The sequence below is a fragment of the Kutzneria sp. 744 genome, from assembly GCF_000568255.1.
GTDB lineage: Bacteria > Actinomycetota > Actinomycetes > Mycobacteriales > Pseudonocardiaceae > Kutzneria.
Genome location: NZ_KK037166.1, coordinates 4,948,657 through 4,965,603, shown reverse-complemented (window position 1 = coordinate 4,965,603; position 16,947 = coordinate 4,948,657). Strand labels below are relative to the sequence as shown.

General features: G+C 71.5%; 17 protein-coding genes. 5 read left to right on the top strand and 12 right to left on the bottom strand.

Translation table 11 applies throughout. The annotated features are described in order from the left end of the window. Nucleotides 1–54 precede the first annotated feature (54 nt). A complete protein-coding gene (locus KUTG_RS22095; RefSeq protein WP_043719215.1) occupies nt 55–1,275 on the top strand; it encodes a DUF885 domain-containing protein in 1,221 nt (406 codons plus the stop codon). 425 nt (nt 1,276–1,700) lie between these two features. Then, on the top strand, nt 1,701–2,990 hold the full coding sequence (locus KUTG_RS22090; protein WP_043719214.1) for a PhoH family protein: 1,290 nt from the start codon (nt 1,701–1,703) through the stop codon (nt 2,988–2,990). A 97-nt stretch (nt 2,991–3,087) separates the two neighbouring features. On the opposite strand, the gene KUTG_RS22085 is transcribed toward KUTG_RS22090, so the two are convergent. The 7 genes from KUTG_RS22085 to KUTG_RS22060 form a co-directional block, all read right to left on the bottom strand. Next, on the bottom strand, nt 3,088–3,858 hold the full coding sequence (locus KUTG_RS22085) for an ABC transporter permease (RefSeq protein WP_043719213.1): 771 nt from the start codon (nt 3,856–3,858) through the stop codon (nt 3,088–3,090). After that, on the bottom strand, nt 3,855–4,922 hold the full coding sequence (locus KUTG_RS22080) for an ABC transporter ATP-binding protein (protein WP_043719212.1): 1,068 nt from the start codon (nt 4,920–4,922) through the stop codon (nt 3,855–3,857). The genes KUTG_RS22085 and KUTG_RS22080 overlap by 4 nt, the downstream gene beginning before the upstream one ends. A gap of 140 nt (nt 4,923–5,062) precedes the next feature. Then, nucleotides 5,063–6,505, bottom strand: coding sequence for a GuaB1 family IMP dehydrogenase-related protein (locus KUTG_RS22075; RefSeq protein ID WP_043719211.1), 1,443 nt, complete (start codon nt 6,503–6,505; stop codon nt 5,063–5,065). Nucleotides 6,506–6,527: 22 nt separating this feature from the next. Further along, nucleotides 6,528–8,039, bottom strand: coding sequence for an ATP-dependent DNA ligase (locus KUTG_RS22070; RefSeq protein ID WP_043719210.1), 1,512 nt, complete (start codon nt 8,037–8,039; stop codon nt 6,528–6,530). 172 nt (nt 8,040–8,211) lie between these two features. Next, nucleotides 8,212–8,886, bottom strand: a complete 675-nt coding sequence (locus KUTG_RS63810; protein ID WP_232240892.1) for an aminotransferase-like domain-containing protein — start codon at nt 8,884–8,886, stop codon at nt 8,212–8,214. A 59-nt stretch (nt 8,887–8,945) separates the two neighbouring features. Continuing rightward, nucleotides 8,946–9,539: a GntR family transcriptional regulator gene (locus KUTG_RS63805; RefSeq protein WP_232240891.1), complete on the bottom strand. Its 594-nt coding sequence runs from the start codon at nt 9,537–9,539 to the stop codon at nt 8,946–8,948. A gap of 95 nt (nt 9,540–9,634) precedes the next feature. Continuing rightward, nucleotides 9,635–9,928 (bottom strand): hypothetical protein, encoded by a 294-nt coding sequence (locus tag KUTG_RS22060; protein ID WP_052395213.1) that lies wholly within the window; start codon nt 9,926–9,928, stop codon nt 9,635–9,637. A 239-nt stretch (nt 9,929–10,167) separates the two neighbouring features. Here KUTG_RS22060 and KUTG_RS22055 point away from each other — a divergent pair, with 239 nt between their 5' ends. Then, nucleotides 10,168–11,097, top strand: a complete 930-nt coding sequence (locus KUTG_RS22055) for a DMT family transporter (protein WP_052395210.1) — start codon at nt 10,168–10,170, stop codon at nt 11,095–11,097. On the opposite strand, the gene KUTG_RS22050 is transcribed toward KUTG_RS22055, so the two are convergent. Further along, complete coding sequence (locus KUTG_RS22050) at nt 11,036–12,433, bottom strand: class II fumarate hydratase (protein ID WP_043719208.1); 1,398 nt, start codon at nt 12,431–12,433, stop codon at nt 11,036–11,038. The genes KUTG_RS22055 and KUTG_RS22050 overlap by 62 nt on opposite strands. A 169-nt stretch (nt 12,434–12,602) precedes the next feature. Between KUTG_RS22050 and KUTG_RS22045 the strand changes: the two genes are divergently transcribed. Beyond that, complete coding sequence (locus KUTG_RS22045; protein WP_043719206.1) at nt 12,603–13,592, top strand: NAD(P)/FAD-dependent oxidoreductase; 990 nt, start codon at nt 12,603–12,605, stop codon at nt 13,590–13,592. A 10-nt stretch (nt 13,593–13,602) separates the two neighbouring features. Here KUTG_RS22045 and KUTG_RS55380 read toward each other — a convergent pair whose 3' ends face one another. Continuing rightward, entirely contained in the window at nt 13,603–14,214 is a 612-nt protein-coding gene (locus tag KUTG_RS55380; RefSeq protein ID WP_232240890.1) for a L,D-transpeptidase, read from the bottom strand. Between the two features lie 116 nt (nt 14,215–14,330). Next, nucleotides 14,331–15,377, bottom strand: coding sequence for a class II fructose-bisphosphatase (gene glpX, locus KUTG_RS22035; RefSeq protein ID WP_043719201.1), 1,047 nt, complete (start codon nt 15,375–15,377; stop codon nt 14,331–14,333). Between the two features lie 141 nt (nt 15,378–15,518). Between glpX and KUTG_RS22030 the strand changes: the two genes are divergently transcribed. Then, nucleotides 15,519–16,133, top strand: a complete 615-nt coding sequence (locus KUTG_RS22030) for a DUF4245 domain-containing protein (protein ID WP_052395204.1) — start codon at nt 15,519–15,521, stop codon at nt 16,131–16,133. A gap of 14 nt (nt 16,134–16,147) precedes the next feature. Here the strand turns inward: KUTG_RS22030 and KUTG_RS22025 are convergent, their stop codons facing one another. Together KUTG_RS22025 and KUTG_RS22020 are read right to left on the bottom strand one after the other, a co-directional pair. After that, nucleotides 16,148–16,363 carry an exodeoxyribonuclease VII small subunit gene (locus KUTG_RS22025; protein WP_043719195.1) on the bottom strand — a complete coding sequence of 72 codons (216 nt, stop codon included), beginning with the start codon at nt 16,361–16,363 and terminating at the stop codon, nt 16,148–16,150. Next, a complete protein-coding gene (locus tag KUTG_RS22020; RefSeq protein ID WP_232240889.1) occupies nt 16,360–16,758 on the bottom strand; it encodes a sugar ABC transporter substrate-binding protein in 399 nt (132 codons plus the stop codon). The genes KUTG_RS22025 and KUTG_RS22020 overlap by 4 nt, the downstream gene beginning before the upstream one ends. Nucleotides 16,759–16,947 lie beyond the last annotated feature (189 nt).

The window sequence follows — 16,947 nt, the reverse complement described above, 5'->3', positions numbered from 1 at the left end:
GCTCCGGACGGTGGTAGGTGCCGCCGCGCGTCGCCGCCTAGGCTCGCTGTTCTCATGGAACTCCAGGTCGTGCGCGAATATCTGACGCTTGGGCTGCGAATGGACCGCCTGCTGCCCGGCGCCGTCGACGCGTACACCGGACCCGCCCAGCTGCGCGACGAGGTCGCCGCCGAGCCTCTACCCGATCCGGGGGATCTTCGTTCGCGCGCCGCCGACCTGCTGGCCGCCGTGGCGGACGCCGACCTGAGCCCGCAGCGCCGGGAGTTCCTCACCGCCCAGCTCCTCGCCATGCGGACCACGTGCGCCCGGCTCGCCGGCGAGCCCGTCGGCTTCGTCGCCGAGGTCGAGGCCTGTTTCCAGACCACCATCGAGCTCGGCGACCAGGACGTCTACGCCCAGGCGCACCGGCAACTGCGGCGGCTGCTGCCCGGCCTCGGCTCACTGCGTCGCAAGGTCGCTCGGTATCGAACGGGTGAGGAGATCCCGAAGGAGAGCATCGCCGACTGCGTTCGGGTGCTGTCCGCCGACTTGCGCACCCGCGCGGCCCAGCGCTTCGGACTGCCCGACGGCGAGACCGTCGAGTACGAGATCGTCGACAACCGGGCGTGGAGCGGCTTCAACAGCTACCTCGGCGGCTACCGGTCCCGCGTGTCGCTCAACGTGGCGCAGGGGCACCGAGTGTCCACTCTGGCCCACCTCGTCGCGCACGAGGCCTATCCGGGGCACCACACCGAGCACTGCCGCAAGGAGGCCGGCGCCATCCGCGTCGACGGGCAGTGGGAGCAGAGCATGTTCGTGCTCAACACGCCGCAGTGCGTGGTCGCCGAGGGGCTGGCCGAGCTCGGCGTGTACGCCGCCGTCGGGCCGCACTGGGGCCCCTGGGCCTCGTCCCTGTTCGCCTCGTGCGGCGTGTCGGTCGACGGAGAGCTGCTGGAGGCCGTCGATCTGGCCTCGACCACGCTCCAGGCCGTCCGCCAGGACGCGATGCTCATGCTGCACGACCGCCACGTCGACGAGGAGGACGTCGTCGCCTATCTGTCCCGGTGGCTGCTCGTGCCCGAGTTCCGGGCCTACCGGCTGCTGCCGTTCCTCACCGATCCGCTGTGGCGGGCGTACACCACGACCTACGTCGAGGGCGCCCGGCTCGTGCGCCGCTGGCTTGCCGCCCGCGGCCCGGTCGATCTGTCTGCCCGGTACTCCCGGCTGTTGGACGAACCCCTCGTCCCGGCCGCGCTTCGCGCAGAGCTGACAACTACCCCCAGTAGTCTTTCCTGATCGCCCGTTCGGCCTATTTTCGCAGTTCAACCGGGGTCTCGCGGGGGTTCTGGCGTGATCGTCGATCTTGACTCTCCGTGGCAGTTCGGTGACGACTGCGTGAATCACCTGTGTGGCAGCCTGCAAACAGGGGCATCCCGCAGGTAGCTTGCGAAGTGACGGGTCGTGTCCAATGCGGTTCGTCCCGGGAGGCCCTGGTCGTGACGGTGAGCGCGAGGGGGCCGGCACCCGGCCCTCTTGGGGCGGGAGCCTGACGCCGACGGCGTCAGACGACCGTTCCAGCTGGGTGGTGTGCCTGGCCCATCGAGGGAAGCGGGTGCGGGTGCCGCACTCGCGAGGGAGTTGCCGTGACTGCACGACGTCCCGCCAGCCGTTCCTCAGGCTCTGCCCGTAGTGCCGCGAAAAGGCGCACAGCCCCCACCTTCGTGCTCGACACCTCGGTCCTGCTGTCCGATCCGTGGGCGCTGACCAGGTTCGCCGAGCACTCGGTCGTGCTGCCGCTCGTGGTGATCTCTGAATTGGAGGGCAAGCGCAACCACCCCGAGCTGGGCTGGTTCGCCCGGGAGGCGCTCCGCCTCCTCGACGAGCTCCGCCTGCAGCACGGAAGGCTGGACTCCCCGGTCCCGATCGGCGACCAGGGCGGCACTCTGCACGTCGAGCTCAACCACACCGACCCGGAGGTGCTGCCCGCCGGCTTCCGCACCGACTCCAACGACGCCCGCATCCTCGCCTGCGCCCTGAACCTCAAGGCCGACGGGCTCGCGGTGACGCTCGTGACCAAGGACATGCCGCTTCGGGTCAAGGCCGGCGCGTGCGGCCTCGACGCCGACGAGTACCGGGCCCAGGACGTCACCCCGTCCGGCTGGACCGGCATGGCGGACATGGAGGTCGACCAGGAGGTCATCGACACCCTGTACAAGGAGGGCAGCGTCGAGCCGGCGCTGTTCGATCTCGGCGACGCCGCCGACATGCCGTGCCACACCGGCCTCCGGCTGCTGTCCGGATCGGCCTCGGCCCTGGGCCGGGTCACCCCCGACAAGCAGATCCGGCTGGTCCGTGGCGACCGCGAGGCCTTCGGCCTGCACGGGCGGTCCGCCGAGCAGCGCATCGCCCTGGACCTGTTGCTCGACCCCGAGGTCGGCATCGTGTCCCTGGGCGGCCGGGCCGGCACCGGCAAGTCGGCTCTCGCCCTCTGCGCCGGCCTTGAGGCCGTCATGGAGCGCCGCCAGCACCGCAAGGTCGTCGTCTTCCGGCCCGTGTACGCCGTCGGCGGGCAGGAACTCGGCTACCTGCCCGGTTCCGAGAGCGAGAAGATGGCGCCGTGGGCCCAGGCCGTCTTCGACACCCTCGGCGCCCTGGCCAGCCAGGACATCCTCGATGAGGTGATGGACCGCGGCATGCTCGAGGTCCTGCCCCTCACCCACATCCGAGGCCGGTCGCTGCACGACTCCTACGTCATCGTCGACGAGGCCCAGTCGTTGGAGCGCAACGTCCTGCTCACTGTGCTGTCCCGGCTGGGAGCCAACTCCCGCGTCGTGCTCACCCACGACGTGGCCCAGCGCGACAACCTGCGGGTCGGCCGGCACGACGGCGTCGCCGCCGTCATCGAGAAGCTCAAGGGCCATCCCCTCTTCGCCCACGTCACCCTGACCCGCTCGGAGCGTTCGCCGATCGCGGCCCTGGTGACCGAGATGTTGGAGGACTACGCCAGCTGAGGTTTCTCAGCGCGAAGGGCCGGGATGCCTCAGCATCCCGGCCCTTCGCGCTGAGATCGCCGGTCCTGAAGCCGCCGCGACCATCGTTCGTCGTCGGTCAGTCCAGCGCGCGGCGCATGAAGCCCCGCACCCCGATCGCGCCGAACAGTCCGATCGCCCCCACCATCACCAGCAGCGACACCCACAGTGCGATGCTCTGGCCGTTCGGCAGCAGCACCGCCCGCATCGCCTCGCTGGCGTAGGTCAGCGGGTTGAGCGCGCAGACCACCTTGAACCACAACAGGTCGTTGTTCAGCGACGACCACGGGAACTGCGTCGAGCCCGTGAACATCAGCGGCGTCAGGATGACCGCGAACATGATGTTGATCCGCCGCGGCGGCACCGAGGTGCCCACCACCATGCCGATCGCCGCGCCGGCCAGCGAGCCGAGGATCAGCACCACCAGCACCAGCGGCAGGCTGGACAGCGGCCAGGTCAGGCCCAGGATGGCGAAGCCGATCGGGATCATCAGCACCGCCGCCAGCAGCCCGCGCAGCGCCCCGAACACCATCTTCTCCACCGCCACCATGGCGATCGGCATCGGCGCCAGCAGCCGGTCCTCGATCTCCCGCGTCCACGAGAAGTCCAGCACCAGCGGCAGCGTCGTGTTCTGCAGCGCGCCGAGGAACCCGTTGAGCGCCACCACCCCCGGCAGCAGCACCTCCGCGAAGTTGCCCTGCACGTAGCCGATCTGCGACAGCACCTTGCCGAAGATGAAGAGCGTGAAGAACGGCTGGATGATCACCTGGGCCAGGAAGCTCGGCAGCTCCCGCCCGGTGACGAAGACGTCCCGCCCGAGGACGGCGTTGAACGTGCGCAGGGCCGTCACCGGAGTTCCCTTCCCGTCAGATGGATGAACACGTCTTCCAGGCTCGGCTTGCCCAGCGCCAGATCACTGACCTCGCAGCCCAGTTCCCCCAGCGCGCTCAGCGCCGACGGCAACACCGCGGCCGCCTCGAAGTCCGAGTACAGCCGGAACTGATTGGCCTCCGGCTCGGCCGCCCCGTCGCCTGAGGCTTTGCCGGCGCCGGCCGGTCCGCCTCCGCCGCCCATGCCCGCCCAAGGTGGCGCGCTGCCGGCGAAACCTCCGTTGGCCGCGGCGATCTGCTCCACGCGCTCCACACCGTCCACAGCGGACAACTTCGCCGCGACCTCAGCACTCGCGACTCCGCCGAGCTCCACCGTGAACGTGACGGTCGTGCGCCCCGGCAACGACTTGGTCAGCTCCGTCGGGGTGTCCAGTGCCAGCAGCTTCCCGTGGTCGACGATGCCGACCCGGTCGCACAGCTTGGCCGCCTCGTCCATGTCGTGCGTGGTCAGCACGACCGTGACGCCCTCCGCCCGCAGCTGCGCCACCCGGTCGTGCACGAACAGCCGGGCCTGCGGGTCCAGCCCCGTCGACGGCTCGTCCAGGAACATCACCTTGGGCCGGTGCATGAGGGCGCGGGCGATCATCACCCGCTGCGCCTGCCCGCCCGACAGCGTGTCGATCGCCGCCTTCGCGTGGCCCGTCAGCCCCATCCGCTCCAGGATCTCGTCCGCGAGCTTCGTCCGCTCCGCCCGCGCCACCCCGTGATAGGCGGCGTGGAACAGCAGGTTCTGCTTCACGTTCAGCGACCGGTCCAGATTGTTGCGCTGCGGCACCACCGCCAGCACCTGCCGTGCCCGCTGCGGATCCGCCACCACGTCCACGCCCTGCACCAGGGCTCGTCCGCTCGTCGGCAGCACCCGCGTCGTGAGCACCCCGACCGTCGTCGTCTTGCCCGCCCCGTTCGGGCCGAGCAGACCGAACACCTCGCCGGCACGCACCCGGAAACCCAGGCCGTCCACGGCCGGCTGCGGACTCTTCCCGTACCGCTTGACCAGCTCTTCGACCACGACCGCGTCAGTCACGGCGCAACCCTAAGGCCGCTGGTTAATGGGAGCAACCCATTTCTTTGCCGGCGGCCGATCTCTGCCCGATGAGGTCGCACGGCCGCCCGAAGACGCCGCCGGGCCGCACCACCCGAAGACGCCCCCCGGCACCACACCGCTCACCAACCGCCGGGCAGGGGCCGTCCCTCGGCGAAGCCGGCGGCGGACTGCACACCCAACACCACGCGGTCGTGGAACTGCTCCAGGTCGTGCGCGCCCGCGTAGGTGCACGAGGACCGCACACCGGCGCAGATCGAGTCGAGCAGGTCCTCGACGCCCGGGCGCTGCGGGTCGAGCTGCATGCGCGAGGTCGAGATGCCCTCCTCGAACAGCCCCTTGCGCGCCCGGTCGAAGGCGTTGTCGCCACGCGTGCGCGCGCCGACGGCCCGCTTGGAGGCCATGCCGAACGACTCCTTGTAGGGCCGGCCGGCCTCGTCACGCTGGAGGTCGCCGGGCGACTCGTAGGTGCCGGCGAACCACGACCCGACCATCACGCTGGACGCCCCGGCGGCGAGCGCGAGCGCCACGTCCCGAGGGTGCCGCACGCCGCCGTCGGCCCACACGTGCTTGCCCAGCGCGCGAGCCTGCGCGGCGCACTCGGCCACGGCGGAGAACTGCGGCCGGCCGACGCCGGTCATCATCCGCGTGGTGCACATGGCGCCCGGCCCGACACCGACCTTGATCACGTCGGCCCCGGCGTCCACCAGGTCCCGCACACCGGCCGCGGTGACCACGTTGCCCGCGACCACCGGCACCGAGCCCAGGTCGAGCTTGCGCACGGCCTGCAGCGCGCCGAGCATCTTCTCCTGGTGCCCGTGCGCGGTGTCCACGACCAGCACGTCCACCCCGGCGTCGAGCAGCTCGGCCGCCCGAGCGGCGACGTCGCCGTTCACCCCGGTCGCGGCCGCGACCCGCAGCCGCCCGCCGGCGTCCACCGCGGGCGCGTAGATCTCCGCCCGCAGCGCCCCGACCTCGGTCAGCACGCCGGCCAGCCGGCCGTCGCCGTCCACACCCAGCGCCACCTTGGTGGACCGCCCGTGCAGGCGGTCGAAGACCTCCCGCGGCGCGGTGTCCATCGGCAGCGTCACCACGTCCGGGTTGGCCACCTCGCCGACCCGCGTGAACCGGTCCACCCCGTGGCACGCGGCCTCGTCGACCACGCCCAGCGGCCGACCTTCGGGGTCGACCACGACCACGGCCCCATGGGCCCGCTTCGGCAGCAGGTTGACGGCGTCCGCGACCGCGTCGCCGGCCCGCAGCACGAGCGGGGTGTCCCAGACCGTGTGCCGGGCCTTCACCCAGGCGGTGATCTCGGCGACCGCGTCCGGGGCCACGTCCTGTGGCAGCACCACCAGACCGCCCCGGCGGGCGACCGTCTCGGCCATGCGGCGACCGGCCACCGCGGTCATGTTGGCCACCACGATGGGAATCGTGGCGCCGGTGCCGTCGGAGGTCGCGAGGTCGACGTCGAACCGCGACTCCACGGTGGATCGGCCCGGGACGACGAAGATGTCGTCGTAGGTGAGGTCGTACTGGGTCTCATGCCCGTCAAGGAAGCGCACGAGACTCCAGACTACGGGTCCATCAGCCCGGCAGCAGCGCTCTGACCTGATCGATGGTGTCGGCCTCGCTGACCTCCTTGTCCGGCCGGTAGCGCAGGACCCGCGCGAACCGGAGCGCCACACCGCCCGGATAGCGCGGGCTGACCTGCACCCCGTCCAACTCGATCTCCACGACGATCTCGGGCCGCACATGCACGACCCACTCGCCGGCATCGACCGCGATCTCCTGGAACGCCTTGGTCTGCCAGGCCAGCAGCTCGTCGGTGAGGCCCTTGAAGGTCTTGCCCACCATCACCGGCGGGCCGCCGTCCGGATCCCGGGCGCCGAGGTGCAGGTTGGACAGGTAGCCACGGCGACGGCCGTGCCCCCATTCCGCGGCCAGCACGACGAGGTCCAGGGTGTGCACCGGCTTGACCTTCTGCCACGACTTGCCGCGCCGGCCGGCCGCGTACACCGAATCCAGCGCCTTGACCATCACTCCCTCGTGCCCGGCGGCGTGCGCCGCCGAGGCGATCTCCGCGGCCCGCTCGGCGTCCGGTTCCACCGCACCCGGGATGCGGAACGGCCCGGCGACCCGTTCCAACGCGGCCAACCGGTCGCGCAGGGGGAGGTCGAGCAGGTCGTCGCCGTCCAGGTGCAGGCAGTCGAAGTAGTAGGGGTGCAGCAACAGCTCCCGGGAGCTCGTCGCGCCGAACCTGCTCATCGTCTCCTGGAACGGACGCGGGCGGCCGTCGTCGTTGAGCGCGAGCGTCTCGCCGTCGAGCACGACCGACTCGCAGGGCAGGCCGCGGACCTGCTCCACGAGTTCGGGCACGCTCGCGGTGATCTCGCGCAGTGTCCTGGTGTAGACGTGCACCTCGGATCCGTTGCGGTGCACCTGAATTCGTGCCCCGTCGAGCTTGTACTCGACGGTGACCTCGCCCAGCTCGGCCAGCGCCGACTCCAGTGACTCGGCCGGCGAGGCCAGCATGGGCCGGATCGGCCGGCCGACCTCCAGCCCGAACGCGGCAAGTGCCGCCGCGCCACCGGATCTCGCCTGCTCGGCCGTGGTGTGCAGCCGGCCGCTGAGCATGAACGCCCGGCGGACCTCGGCCACCGGCACGTCGAACGCGGCGGCGACCGCGTCCGTCATCACCCCTTCCAGTGCGCCCTGCCGGAGTTCGCCGGTGAGCAGCCGGAGCAGGAAGTCCTGCTCCGGCGCGGTCGCACGGGCCAGCGCGGCGGTCAACAGCTCCGTGCGGCGCTGGGTCGATCCCTTGCCGCTGGTCGCGGCGACCTGAGTGAGCAGGTCGTCCACGTCCAGGATGGACAGGTCCGGCTCGGCCGCGGCCGGCACCTCGATCGAGACCAGCGTGCGCCAGCCCGCGCCGACCTTGCCCTGCCTGGGCAGGCCGACCAGGAACGCGGTGGCCGCCTCGACCTCGCGAGGATCGTCGAGCTGCCGGAGCAGCTCGCTGAGAGCGGCCACCTTCGCCAGCCGTGACCTCGTTTCGGCCACGGCTGCTGATGTCGACACGACTTCGGCGAAGCGCATGGCTGTATCTTCGCCGCGCGTCCCGCGCGGGGCGAGTCCGCTCGTGACCGGTGCCTTCACTTGCTGGATTTTCGAGGGCCGCGTCGGCTGCGTGGTGGGGCGCGTCGGGCGGCGGCCCTCAAAAATCCAGCAACCGCTCCAGGCACCGGCGCGGACTCGCGGCGCATCGTGTTCAGGATGCTAATTCGGCGATCAACGCCACGGCCGACCGGAGCCGATCCGGCCCGAGCGACGCGTAGCCGACGACCAGACCCGGGTAGGGCGCTGTCTGTCCACTCGGGACGTACCCGGACAGTGCGAACGCGTTGACCCCGCTCACGGCGAGTGCCCGCTGCAGCGCCCGGTCATCGGTTCCGTCCGGCAGCCGCAGCACCACATGCAGTCCCGCCGCCACACCGACGGCCTGCCATGAGGGCAGCCGTTCCGCGACCGCTGCGAGCAACGCGTCCCGACGACGGCGGTAGAGCGCCCTGGTCCGCCGCAGGTGCCGTTCGTACCCACCCGTCCGGAGCAGGTGGGTGAGGGCGGCCTGGGGGAGCGGACTGCCGCCGAGGTCGTTGTAGTGCTTGGCGTCGATGACGGCCGGGCGCAGCGCGGGCGGCGCGATGAGCCAGCCAATGCGCAGTGCCGGCGACAGCACCTTGCTGACGCTGCCGAGGTAGGCGACCCGCGTCGGGTCCAGTGCCTGCACCGCGCCCATGGCGTGCCGGTCATACCGGTGCTCGGCGTCGTAGTCGTCCTCCAGGATCAAGCCGTCACGCTCACGTGCCCACGCGACCAGTGCCCGCCGGCGCTGGGGGTGCAGCACGACGCCGAGCGGGAACTGGTGCGCCGAGGTGACCTGCACGACGCGGCAGCCGGTCGCGGCCAGGTCGGCCCCCGGCCTAATCGACTAAAACACAGAGCCTAGTTCGAATGCGATAAGTGTGAGACATCCAGGCCCATGCCTTCGGCGACGCCGTGGGGTGAACCACGATGTTCGGCGGCGTCGGCCGCGACGGCGCGGACCCGGCCCAGGTAGCCGGCCAGCTCGGACCGGAGTGCGGGCAGTCCCGCGTAGTCGGGGTAGCCCAGCGCGTCGTCGGGCAACTCGGCCAGGCCTGCCTTGGTCGCCGTGACCCACTCGGCGCGGGGGAACGCCCCCAGCGCCGGAATGCCGGGACGCAGGTCGTAGCGCCAGCGGACCGGCCGGGTCGGGTCGGATGTCGTCGGTGCGGCGCCGCACTCGGTGTCGGCGACCATGGTGCCGGAGCCGTGCCGGGCGACCAGGTAGCCCTCGGCGATCAGCTGGGCGTATCCGGCGGTGACGGTGCCTCGGGCCAGCCCGAGCTGGCCGGCGAGGTCGCGGCTGGACGGCAGCCGGGCGCCTGGTCGCAGTCGGCCGGTTCGGATCGCCTCACGCAGTGCCGACTCGAGGGCTCGGCCGCGGGTGCGTACGGGTTCGGCCGAGACGGCGGGGAGCAGCAGTTCACGGGTGGACGCTGTCGTGTTCGTGGTCATGAATACGGCGGTCCGCCGCCGGGCGGTGGTCGGTCGACTGGGCTCACCAGTCGAGCATGCCCGACAACCACCCGCCGGTTAGGGCTCGCACGTGTTCACGCGGCCGCCCGGCCGCCGGCCACGAGCGCGTGCCCGGCTCTGGTCAGCACGGCCGGCACGCGCTGGCCGGGTGTGCCCGGCTGGCCCGCGCGGACCAGGCCCTCGTGCGCGAGCACGTGGGCGGTGAACTGGTCGCAGCAAGGGACGCCGTCCACGAACAGGTCGGGCTCGGCGCTACATGTGAGCTGGGCTCGGCCGGCGGCGACGGCGCGCAGCATGGCCAGCACGCGGTGGTTGGCCACGGGCGGTTGTGTCGTGGCTAGCGGTGCCAACGGTGTCGAAGTGGTCATGTCAGTCCTCCCAGTGCGGTGGCCGCCGTGTGATGGCAGCCACACCCCCATCAAGCAAGAGCGCGAACCGGTCGCCGAGATGCCCCGAACCCATGGTCAGTCATGGCGACTTGGCCCAACGCTCAAATGCACGGACTGCGGAAACTCTCCGCACGGACTGCGCGAACTCCCCAAGTGGTCCGCCAACTATGGGGTCAAGTGGTGCAGGTGCACGGACCAGTTGAGCGCAGACTGGGGGCATGGCGAACACGGGGGACATCAGGGCGGTCGCGTTCGGAGCGGGCAGCATCCTGCTGGTCGGCGCGTCCTTCCCGGTGACCGGGCTGCTCCAGGGCTACCCGGTGCTGTCCGGGCAGGCGGTCCGGTACGCGATCGGCGGCCTGATCCTGCTCGGCGTGCTGCTGGCGCGCGGCCGCAGACTGCCGATGCCCGGCCTGCGCGACCTGGCCGGCATCCTCGGCATGGTCGTGGCCGGCATGCTCGGCTTCAACGCGGCCATCCTGGCCGCCGAGCGCTATGCCACGCCGGGCTTCGTCACGGCCGTGGTCGGCTGCACGCCGCTGGTGCTCGCGATCGCGGTGCCGATGCTGGGCCGGCGACGTCCGGCGATGGCGGCCGTCCTCGGCGCGGGGGTCGTGGTCGCGGGTGTCGCCGTGCTCACCGGCGGCGGCTCGTGGCACGGGCCGGGGCTGCTGCTCGCCCTGGCGTGCATGGCGGGCGAGGTGCTGTTCACGTTGTGCGGCATCGGTCCGGTGAACCGGTTGGGCGCCATGGAGGTGTCCACGTGGGCCAGCATCGTCGCCGCCGTCGCGGGCGCCGGCATTGCGACCATTGTGGACGGTGGAGCCGCGTGGCGGCTGCCGACGCCGACCGAGGGAACGGCGTTGGTGGTGCTGGGAGTCTTCGTCACCGCCGTCGCCTTCACCGGCTGGTACACGTGCGTGGCGAGGATCGGGGCGGACCGCGCGGGCGTGCTGGTCGGGCTGATGCCCGTGTCCGGGCTCGTCGTCTCGGTGCTGCTGCACGCACAGCCGCTGACCGTCACGGCGGTGGTGGGTGCAGCCGCCGTCGCCGCCGGCTGCACCCTGGGTCTCTACCGCCGCCGGGTCAGCGCCCGCCGCGGGCCATCCGAAGCACGTCCAGAGCCTCGTCGAGCTGTTCGACGGTGACCTTGCCCGAGTCGACATGTCCGCGGGCCAGCACGACCTCGCGAATGGTGCGCCGCTCCTTCAACGCCTGCTTGGCGATCGACGCCGCCTCCTCGTAGCCGAGGTAGCGGTTGAGCGGGGTCACCACGGACGGCGAGGACTCCGCGTACTCCCGCATGCGGTCGGCGTCCGGCACCGCGCCGGCGATCACCTTGTCCGCCAACAGCCTCGCCACGGCGGCGAGCAGCCGGGCCGACTCCAGCACGTTGCGGGCGATCACCGGTAGCATCACGTTCAGCTCGAAGTTGCCCTGGGTGCCGGCGAAGGCCACCGCCGCGTCGTTGCCGATCACCTGGGCCACCACCATCATGGTCGCCTCCGAGATCACCGGGTTCACCTTGCCCGGCATGATCGACGAGCCCGGCTGGAGGTCCGGCAGGGCCAGCTCGGCCAGGCCGGTGCGCGGCCCGGAGCCCAGCCAGCGCAGGTCGTTGGCGATCTTGAACAGGGACACCGCGACGGTGCGGAGCTGGCCGGAGATCTCCACGACCCCGTCCCGGCTGGCCTGCGCCTCGATGTGGTCGCGGGCCTCGGTCAGCGGAAGTCCGGTCAACGAGGCCAGTTCCGCCGCCACCGCGGCGCCGAAACCCTCCGGCGCGTTGAGACCGGTGCCGACCGCGGTGCCGCCGATCGGCAGCTCGCCCAGCCGCGGCAGGCTGGCCTGGAGCCGCTCGACGCCGTAGGCGACCTGCGACGCCCAGCCGCCGGCCTCCTGGCCGAGAGTGATCGGCACGGCGTCCATCAGGTGCGTGCGACCGGACTTCACCAGGTCGCCCCACTCCTCGGCCCGCTTGCGCAGCACGGCGACCAGGTGCTCCAGCGCCGGCACGACGTCCCGCACCACGGCCTCCGTGGCCGCGACGTGAATGGTCGTGGGGAAGGTGTCGTTGGACGACTGCGAGGCGTTCACGTGGTCGTTGGGATGCACGTCACGGCCGAGCGCACGGGTGGCCAGCGTGGCGATGACCTCGTTGGCGTTCATGTTCGACGAGGTGCCCGAGCCGGTCTGGAACACGTCGATCGGGAACTGCGCGTCCCAAGCGCCGTCGGCGACCTCCTTGGCCGCGGCCACGATCGCGTCGGCCATGTCCTCGGGCAGCACGCCGAGCCGCTTGTTCACGGTCGCGGCGGCCGCCTTGAGCAGGCCCAACGCCCGGATCTGTGATCGCTCCAGGCCCCGCCCCGAGATCGGGAAGTTCTCCACGGCGCGCTGCGTCTGCGCGCGCCACAGCGCCTCGGCGGGAACCCTGACCTCGCCCATCGTGTCGTGCTCGATCCGGTACTGCTGCTCACCCATAGTTCGAGTCTGGACCTACAAGCGGCACCGGGCAGCGTGGCGTGCAGCACCCCCCAGTCTCGTCCCCTGAATCCCTAGATGTCCTGACGCCCCCGCCGCGAACCGCACTAGAGTCGGACGTGTTCGCGATCACTGCCTCCCACCACAGGCGGAAAGCGGGGCCCAAGCGATGAGTTCTCCGGACGACGTCGAGGTCGATCTCCTGGTGGTCGGCGCGGGCCCGGTGGGCCTGTTCGCCGCCTACTACGCGGGCTTCCGGGAGCTGTCCACCGCGCTGGTGGACGCGCTGCCCGAGCCCGGCGGCCAGGTCTCCGCGATGTACCCGGAGAAGATGATCTTCGACATCGCCGGCTTCCCGGCGGTGCGCGGCCGCGACCTGATCAACGCGCTGGTCGAGCAGGCCGCCCAGTGGAAGCCCCGCTACCTGCTCGGCCGTCAGGCCCGCACGGTCGAGGACGCCGACAACGGCCTCGTCGTCGGCCTCGCCGACGGCACGACCGTCCGCGCCGGCGCGATCCTGATCACCGCCGGCATGGGGGCGTTCAACCCGCGCCCGCTGCCCGCCGGCGACGGCTGGGTCGGCAAGGGCGTCGTGTACTTCGTGCCGTCACTGGACGCGCATCTCGGCCAGGACGTGGTGATCGTCGGCGGCGGCGACTCCGCCTTCGACTGGGCGCTCGCGCTGCACCCCATCGCCAACAGCGTCACCCTCGTGCACCGCCGCGCGGCCTTCCGGGCGCACGCGGCGACCGTCACCAAGGTCCGCGAGCTGGGCGTGCCGATCATCACCGACGCTCAGGTCACCGAGCTGCGCGGCGGCGACAACGGGCTGCTCGCCGAGGTGGAGATCGAGGTCAAGGGCGGCGACCGCAAGGTGTTGCCGGCGCAGACGGCGGTCGCCGCGCTGGGCTTCGTGGCCGACCTGGGGCCGATCGAGTCCTGGGGCCTGAAGCTGGACCACCGCGCCGTGTCCGTCGACACGACGATGCTCACCGCCCGGCCGCGGGTCTACGCCGCCGGCGACGTCGCCACGTATCCGGGCAAGGTCAAGCTGATCGCCACCGGCTTCGGCGAGGCCGCGACCGCGGTCAACAACCTCGCCGTGATGCTGAACCCCGAGGCGCACCTGTTCCCGGGGCACTCCAGCAACGAGGGTTGACCAAGCGCACTCAGGCGACGACCTGCACCGGGTCGCCGACGTCCAGGTTCGCGTAGAACTTCGCCGACGCCGCCAGCGTCAGGTGCACGCAGCCGGCCGACGGCCGCGTCAGGCTGCCCTCGTGGAAGGCGATGCCGCCGGCCGCGAAGAACACCGAGTTCTCCATCGGCGCGTCGTTGAACTCGCTGCTCTTGTGGTGCTTGTCCTTCCACTCCACGTGGAAGAAGCCGACCGGGGTCGGCTCGGACGCCTTGCCCGGCATCATCGGCACCGGCCCGTAGGTGACCACGCCGTTGTAGATCAGCCACGCCTGCCCGGTGCTCTTGCTCACGCAGGCCGCCATGGTCGCCTGGCACGGCGTGCCCGGCGCCTTGCCTACCGGCTTGGGCTTCGTGGTGGTGGTCGGCTTGACCGTGGTGGTGGTGGTCGTGGTCGGTGGGGGAGTCGTGGTGGTCGTCGGCGCGACCGTGGTGGTCGTCGTTGTGGTGGTCGTCGTGGTCGCGCTGGCCGACGTGCTCACCGGCGAGGCGTTGGACGCGAGGTCCACCCCGGTCGAGCACGCCGTCATCAGCCCGGCCGCGCCCACCGCGGCCAGCGCCAGCACGATCTTGTTCACCCGCACGGAGTTCTCCCCTGCCATCCCCGAACACAACGTCGATCACCTGCAACGACGCGACACTGTATGCGGGGGTTGTGTCGGGATGTCCGTCCGTTGATAACGGTTGAGACTCCGGTTGGCTACGGCAGCGGGGGAAGGGCCTCGGCGTCGGCCAATCGGTCGAAGTCCACGGAGGAGTACTGGCGCAGCTTGGTCAGCCGGTGGAAGCCCTCGATCACCCGCACCGTGCCGGACTTGGACCGCATCAGGATCGAGTGCGTGGTGCAGCCGCCCGCGCGGTACTGCACGCCGCGCACCAGGCTGCCGTCGGTCACGCCGGTGGCGCAGAAGAACACGTTGTCGCCGCGCACCAGGTCTTCCGTGGTGAGCACGCGGGTCAGGTCGTGCCCGGCGTCCAGCGCCTTGCGCCGCTCGGCCTCGTCCTGCGGCCACAGCCGCCCCTGGATCTCGCCGCCCATGCACTTCATGGCGCACGCCGTGATGATGCCCTCGGGCGTGCCGCCGATGCCCAGCAACAGGTCGACGCCGGTGCCGGGGCGGGCCGCCGAGATCGCGCCGGCCACGTCGCCGTCGGCGATGAAGTGGATCCGGGCGCCGGCCTCGCGGACCTCCTTGACCAGCTGCTCGTGGCGCGCGCGATCCAGGATGCACACCGTGACGTCCTCGACGTCGCTGTGCTTGGCCCGCGCCACGCGGCGGATGTTCTCCGCGACCGGCGCGGTCAGGTCGATGACGTCCGCGGCCTCCGGGCCGGTGGCGATCTTCTCCATGTAGAACACGGCCGACGGGTCGTACATCGCGCCGCGCTCGGCGACCGCCAGCACGGCCACGGCGTTGGGCATGCCCTTGCTCATCAGCGTGGTGCCGTCGACCGGGTCCACGGCCACGTCGCAGTCGGGCCCGTCGCCGTTGCCGACCTCCTCGCCGTTGAACAGCATGGGCGCCTCGTCCTTCTCGCCCTCGCCGATCACGACGACGCCGCGCATGGACACCGTGCCGATGAGCTTGCGCATGGCGTCCACCGCCGCGCCGTCGCCGCCGTTCTTGTCGCCCCTGCCCACCCATCGGCCGGCGGCCATCGCGGCGGCCTCGGTCACGCGGACCAGTTCCATCGCGAGGTTGCGGTCGGGTGCCTCCGGCGATCGCCGGGGCTCGGTGGTGGTCATGGCGGCCTCCCTGTTCTGCTCGTGGCAGGACTACCCGGAAATCCTCGCAGATCACCCGCCCGGGACCGGCCCGTGATCGATTCCGCGGTGAGAAACAGCACCCGGTGCGACCGCGTACGACCAGCTTGAGACGATGGCCGGGTGCCCGACTCGCAGACGCCCACCCCGCAGCGGTCCGGACGCGGCTCGCAGACCGCCCGCGACATGGTGCTGTCGCTGGCGGCGCTGCTGGTGATCGTGGCCGCGGTGCTGGGCTTCAGCCGCGGCTGCTCGTTCAGCCCGGGCGGCCCGACGATCGAGACCAGCGCGGTGCCGACGGTCGACGTCCACACCGCCCTGACCGGCATCGCGGCCGGCACGGACGTCCCGGTCCGGGAGCCGAAGCTGCCCGCCGGCTGGCGCGCCAACTCCACCGACACGATCTCCATCGGCGCCGGCGACCAGGCCCGACCCGTGGTCCGCGTCGGTTGGCTCACGGCCAGCGGCCACTACCTGCGGCTGTCCCAGACGCAGGGTGCGGCCCGCGACCTCATCGCCTCCGAGACCGACGATCCGAAGTCGGAGCCGGCCGCGACCGGCACCATCGACGTCGAGGGTGTGAGCTGGACCATCTACCCGGCCCGGCGCAACGAGACCTCGTGGCTGGCCAACGTCGGCGGGGTCCGGCTGCTGATCTCCGGCAACGGCAAGGACGCCGACTTCCGCACGCTCGCCCAGGCCGTGCAGACGGCGACTCCGCTGCCGAAACAGTCCTGACCGTCAAAGTGGGCCTAGCTCTCGGCGACGTCCTCCTCGACGACCGCCAGCGCCGTCTCCACCCGCTGACGGGCGCCGGCCAGGTGCCCCTCGCAGACCTTGGCCAGTGCCTCGCCGCGCTCCCACAGCGCCAACGAGTCCTCAAGCGACAGGCCACCGGCCTCCAACTTGCGGACGACCTCGGCCAACTCGTCGCGCGCGGCCTCGTAGCCGAGCGTCGGTTCCGTCATGTCGCGCTGGTTCCCATCTGGCTCTGCACCCGGACCACAACCGCCGCGACGGCCTGGTCGTACCCGACGAACGCCTCGGCGAACTCGGCGCCGTCGCCCTCCTGCACCGCCTCGCCGATGCGGTCCTCGGCATCGGCGACGCGACGCCGGTGCACCGAACCGTCGCCGTACCACCACTGCGTCCCCACATAGACCGAGGCGGCCTCGGTCAGTTCGTGGAGACGCGAGGGTAACGCCCGGCGGCCGGGGTAGTCGCAGCCGGCGAGCATGGCGGTCCAGGTGTCGACGGCGGCGGAGTTCGCGGCCTCGGCGCAGTACTGCACGACCCGCGCGCCGCGGGTGGGCTCGGACTGGTCGGGGCTGTCGGCCGCGGCTCTGGCGGTGGCAACCGTCAACGGGAGGAACGTGGGTTCACGCGCCGGGTATGGCACCCCTACCTCCGCTCACGGGTGTCGTCGTCGGGCACGACGGCACGGATCGCCCCGTCAACGAGCCGCACCCGCAGATGTGTTCCCGGCGCGGCGTCGTCCACGGACCGGAGCACTGAGGTGGACCCGTCGTCGGCCACGCTCTGCACCACGGCG

Excerpts from the sequence above, each read along its gene's own strand:
- KUTG_RS22095 (WP_043719215.1), top strand. The coding sequence starts at position 55 with ATGGAACTCCAGGTCGTGCGCGAATATCTGACGCTTGGGCTGCGAATG.
- KUTG_RS22070 (WP_043719210.1), bottom strand. The coding sequence starts at position 8,039 with ATGCGCTTCGCCGAAGTCGTGTCGACATCAGCAGCCGTGGCCGAAACG.
- KUTG_RS63805 (WP_232240891.1), bottom strand. The coding sequence starts at position 9,539 with ATGACCACGAACACGACAGCGTCCACCCGTGAACTGCTGCTCCCCGCC.
- KUTG_RS22060 (WP_052395213.1), bottom strand. The coding sequence starts at position 9,928 with ATGACCACTTCGACACCGTTGGCACCGCTAGCCACGACACAACCGCCC.
- KUTG_RS22055 (WP_052395210.1), top strand. The coding sequence starts at position 10,168 with ATGGCGAACACGGGGGACATCAGGGCGGTCGCGTTCGGAGCGGGCAGC.
- KUTG_RS22050 (WP_043719208.1), bottom strand. The coding sequence starts at position 12,433 with ATGGGTGAGCAGCAGTACCGGATCGAGCACGACACGATGGGCGAGGTC.
- KUTG_RS22045 (WP_043719206.1), top strand. The coding sequence starts at position 12,603 with ATGAGTTCTCCGGACGACGTCGAGGTCGATCTCCTGGTGGTCGGCGCG.
- glpX (WP_043719201.1), bottom strand. The coding sequence starts at position 15,377 with ATGACCACCACCGAGCCCCGGCGATCGCCGGAGGCACCCGACCGCAAC.
- KUTG_RS22025 (WP_043719195.1), bottom strand. The coding sequence starts at position 16,363 with ATGACGGAACCGACGCTCGGCTACGAGGCCGCGCGCGACGAGTTGGCC.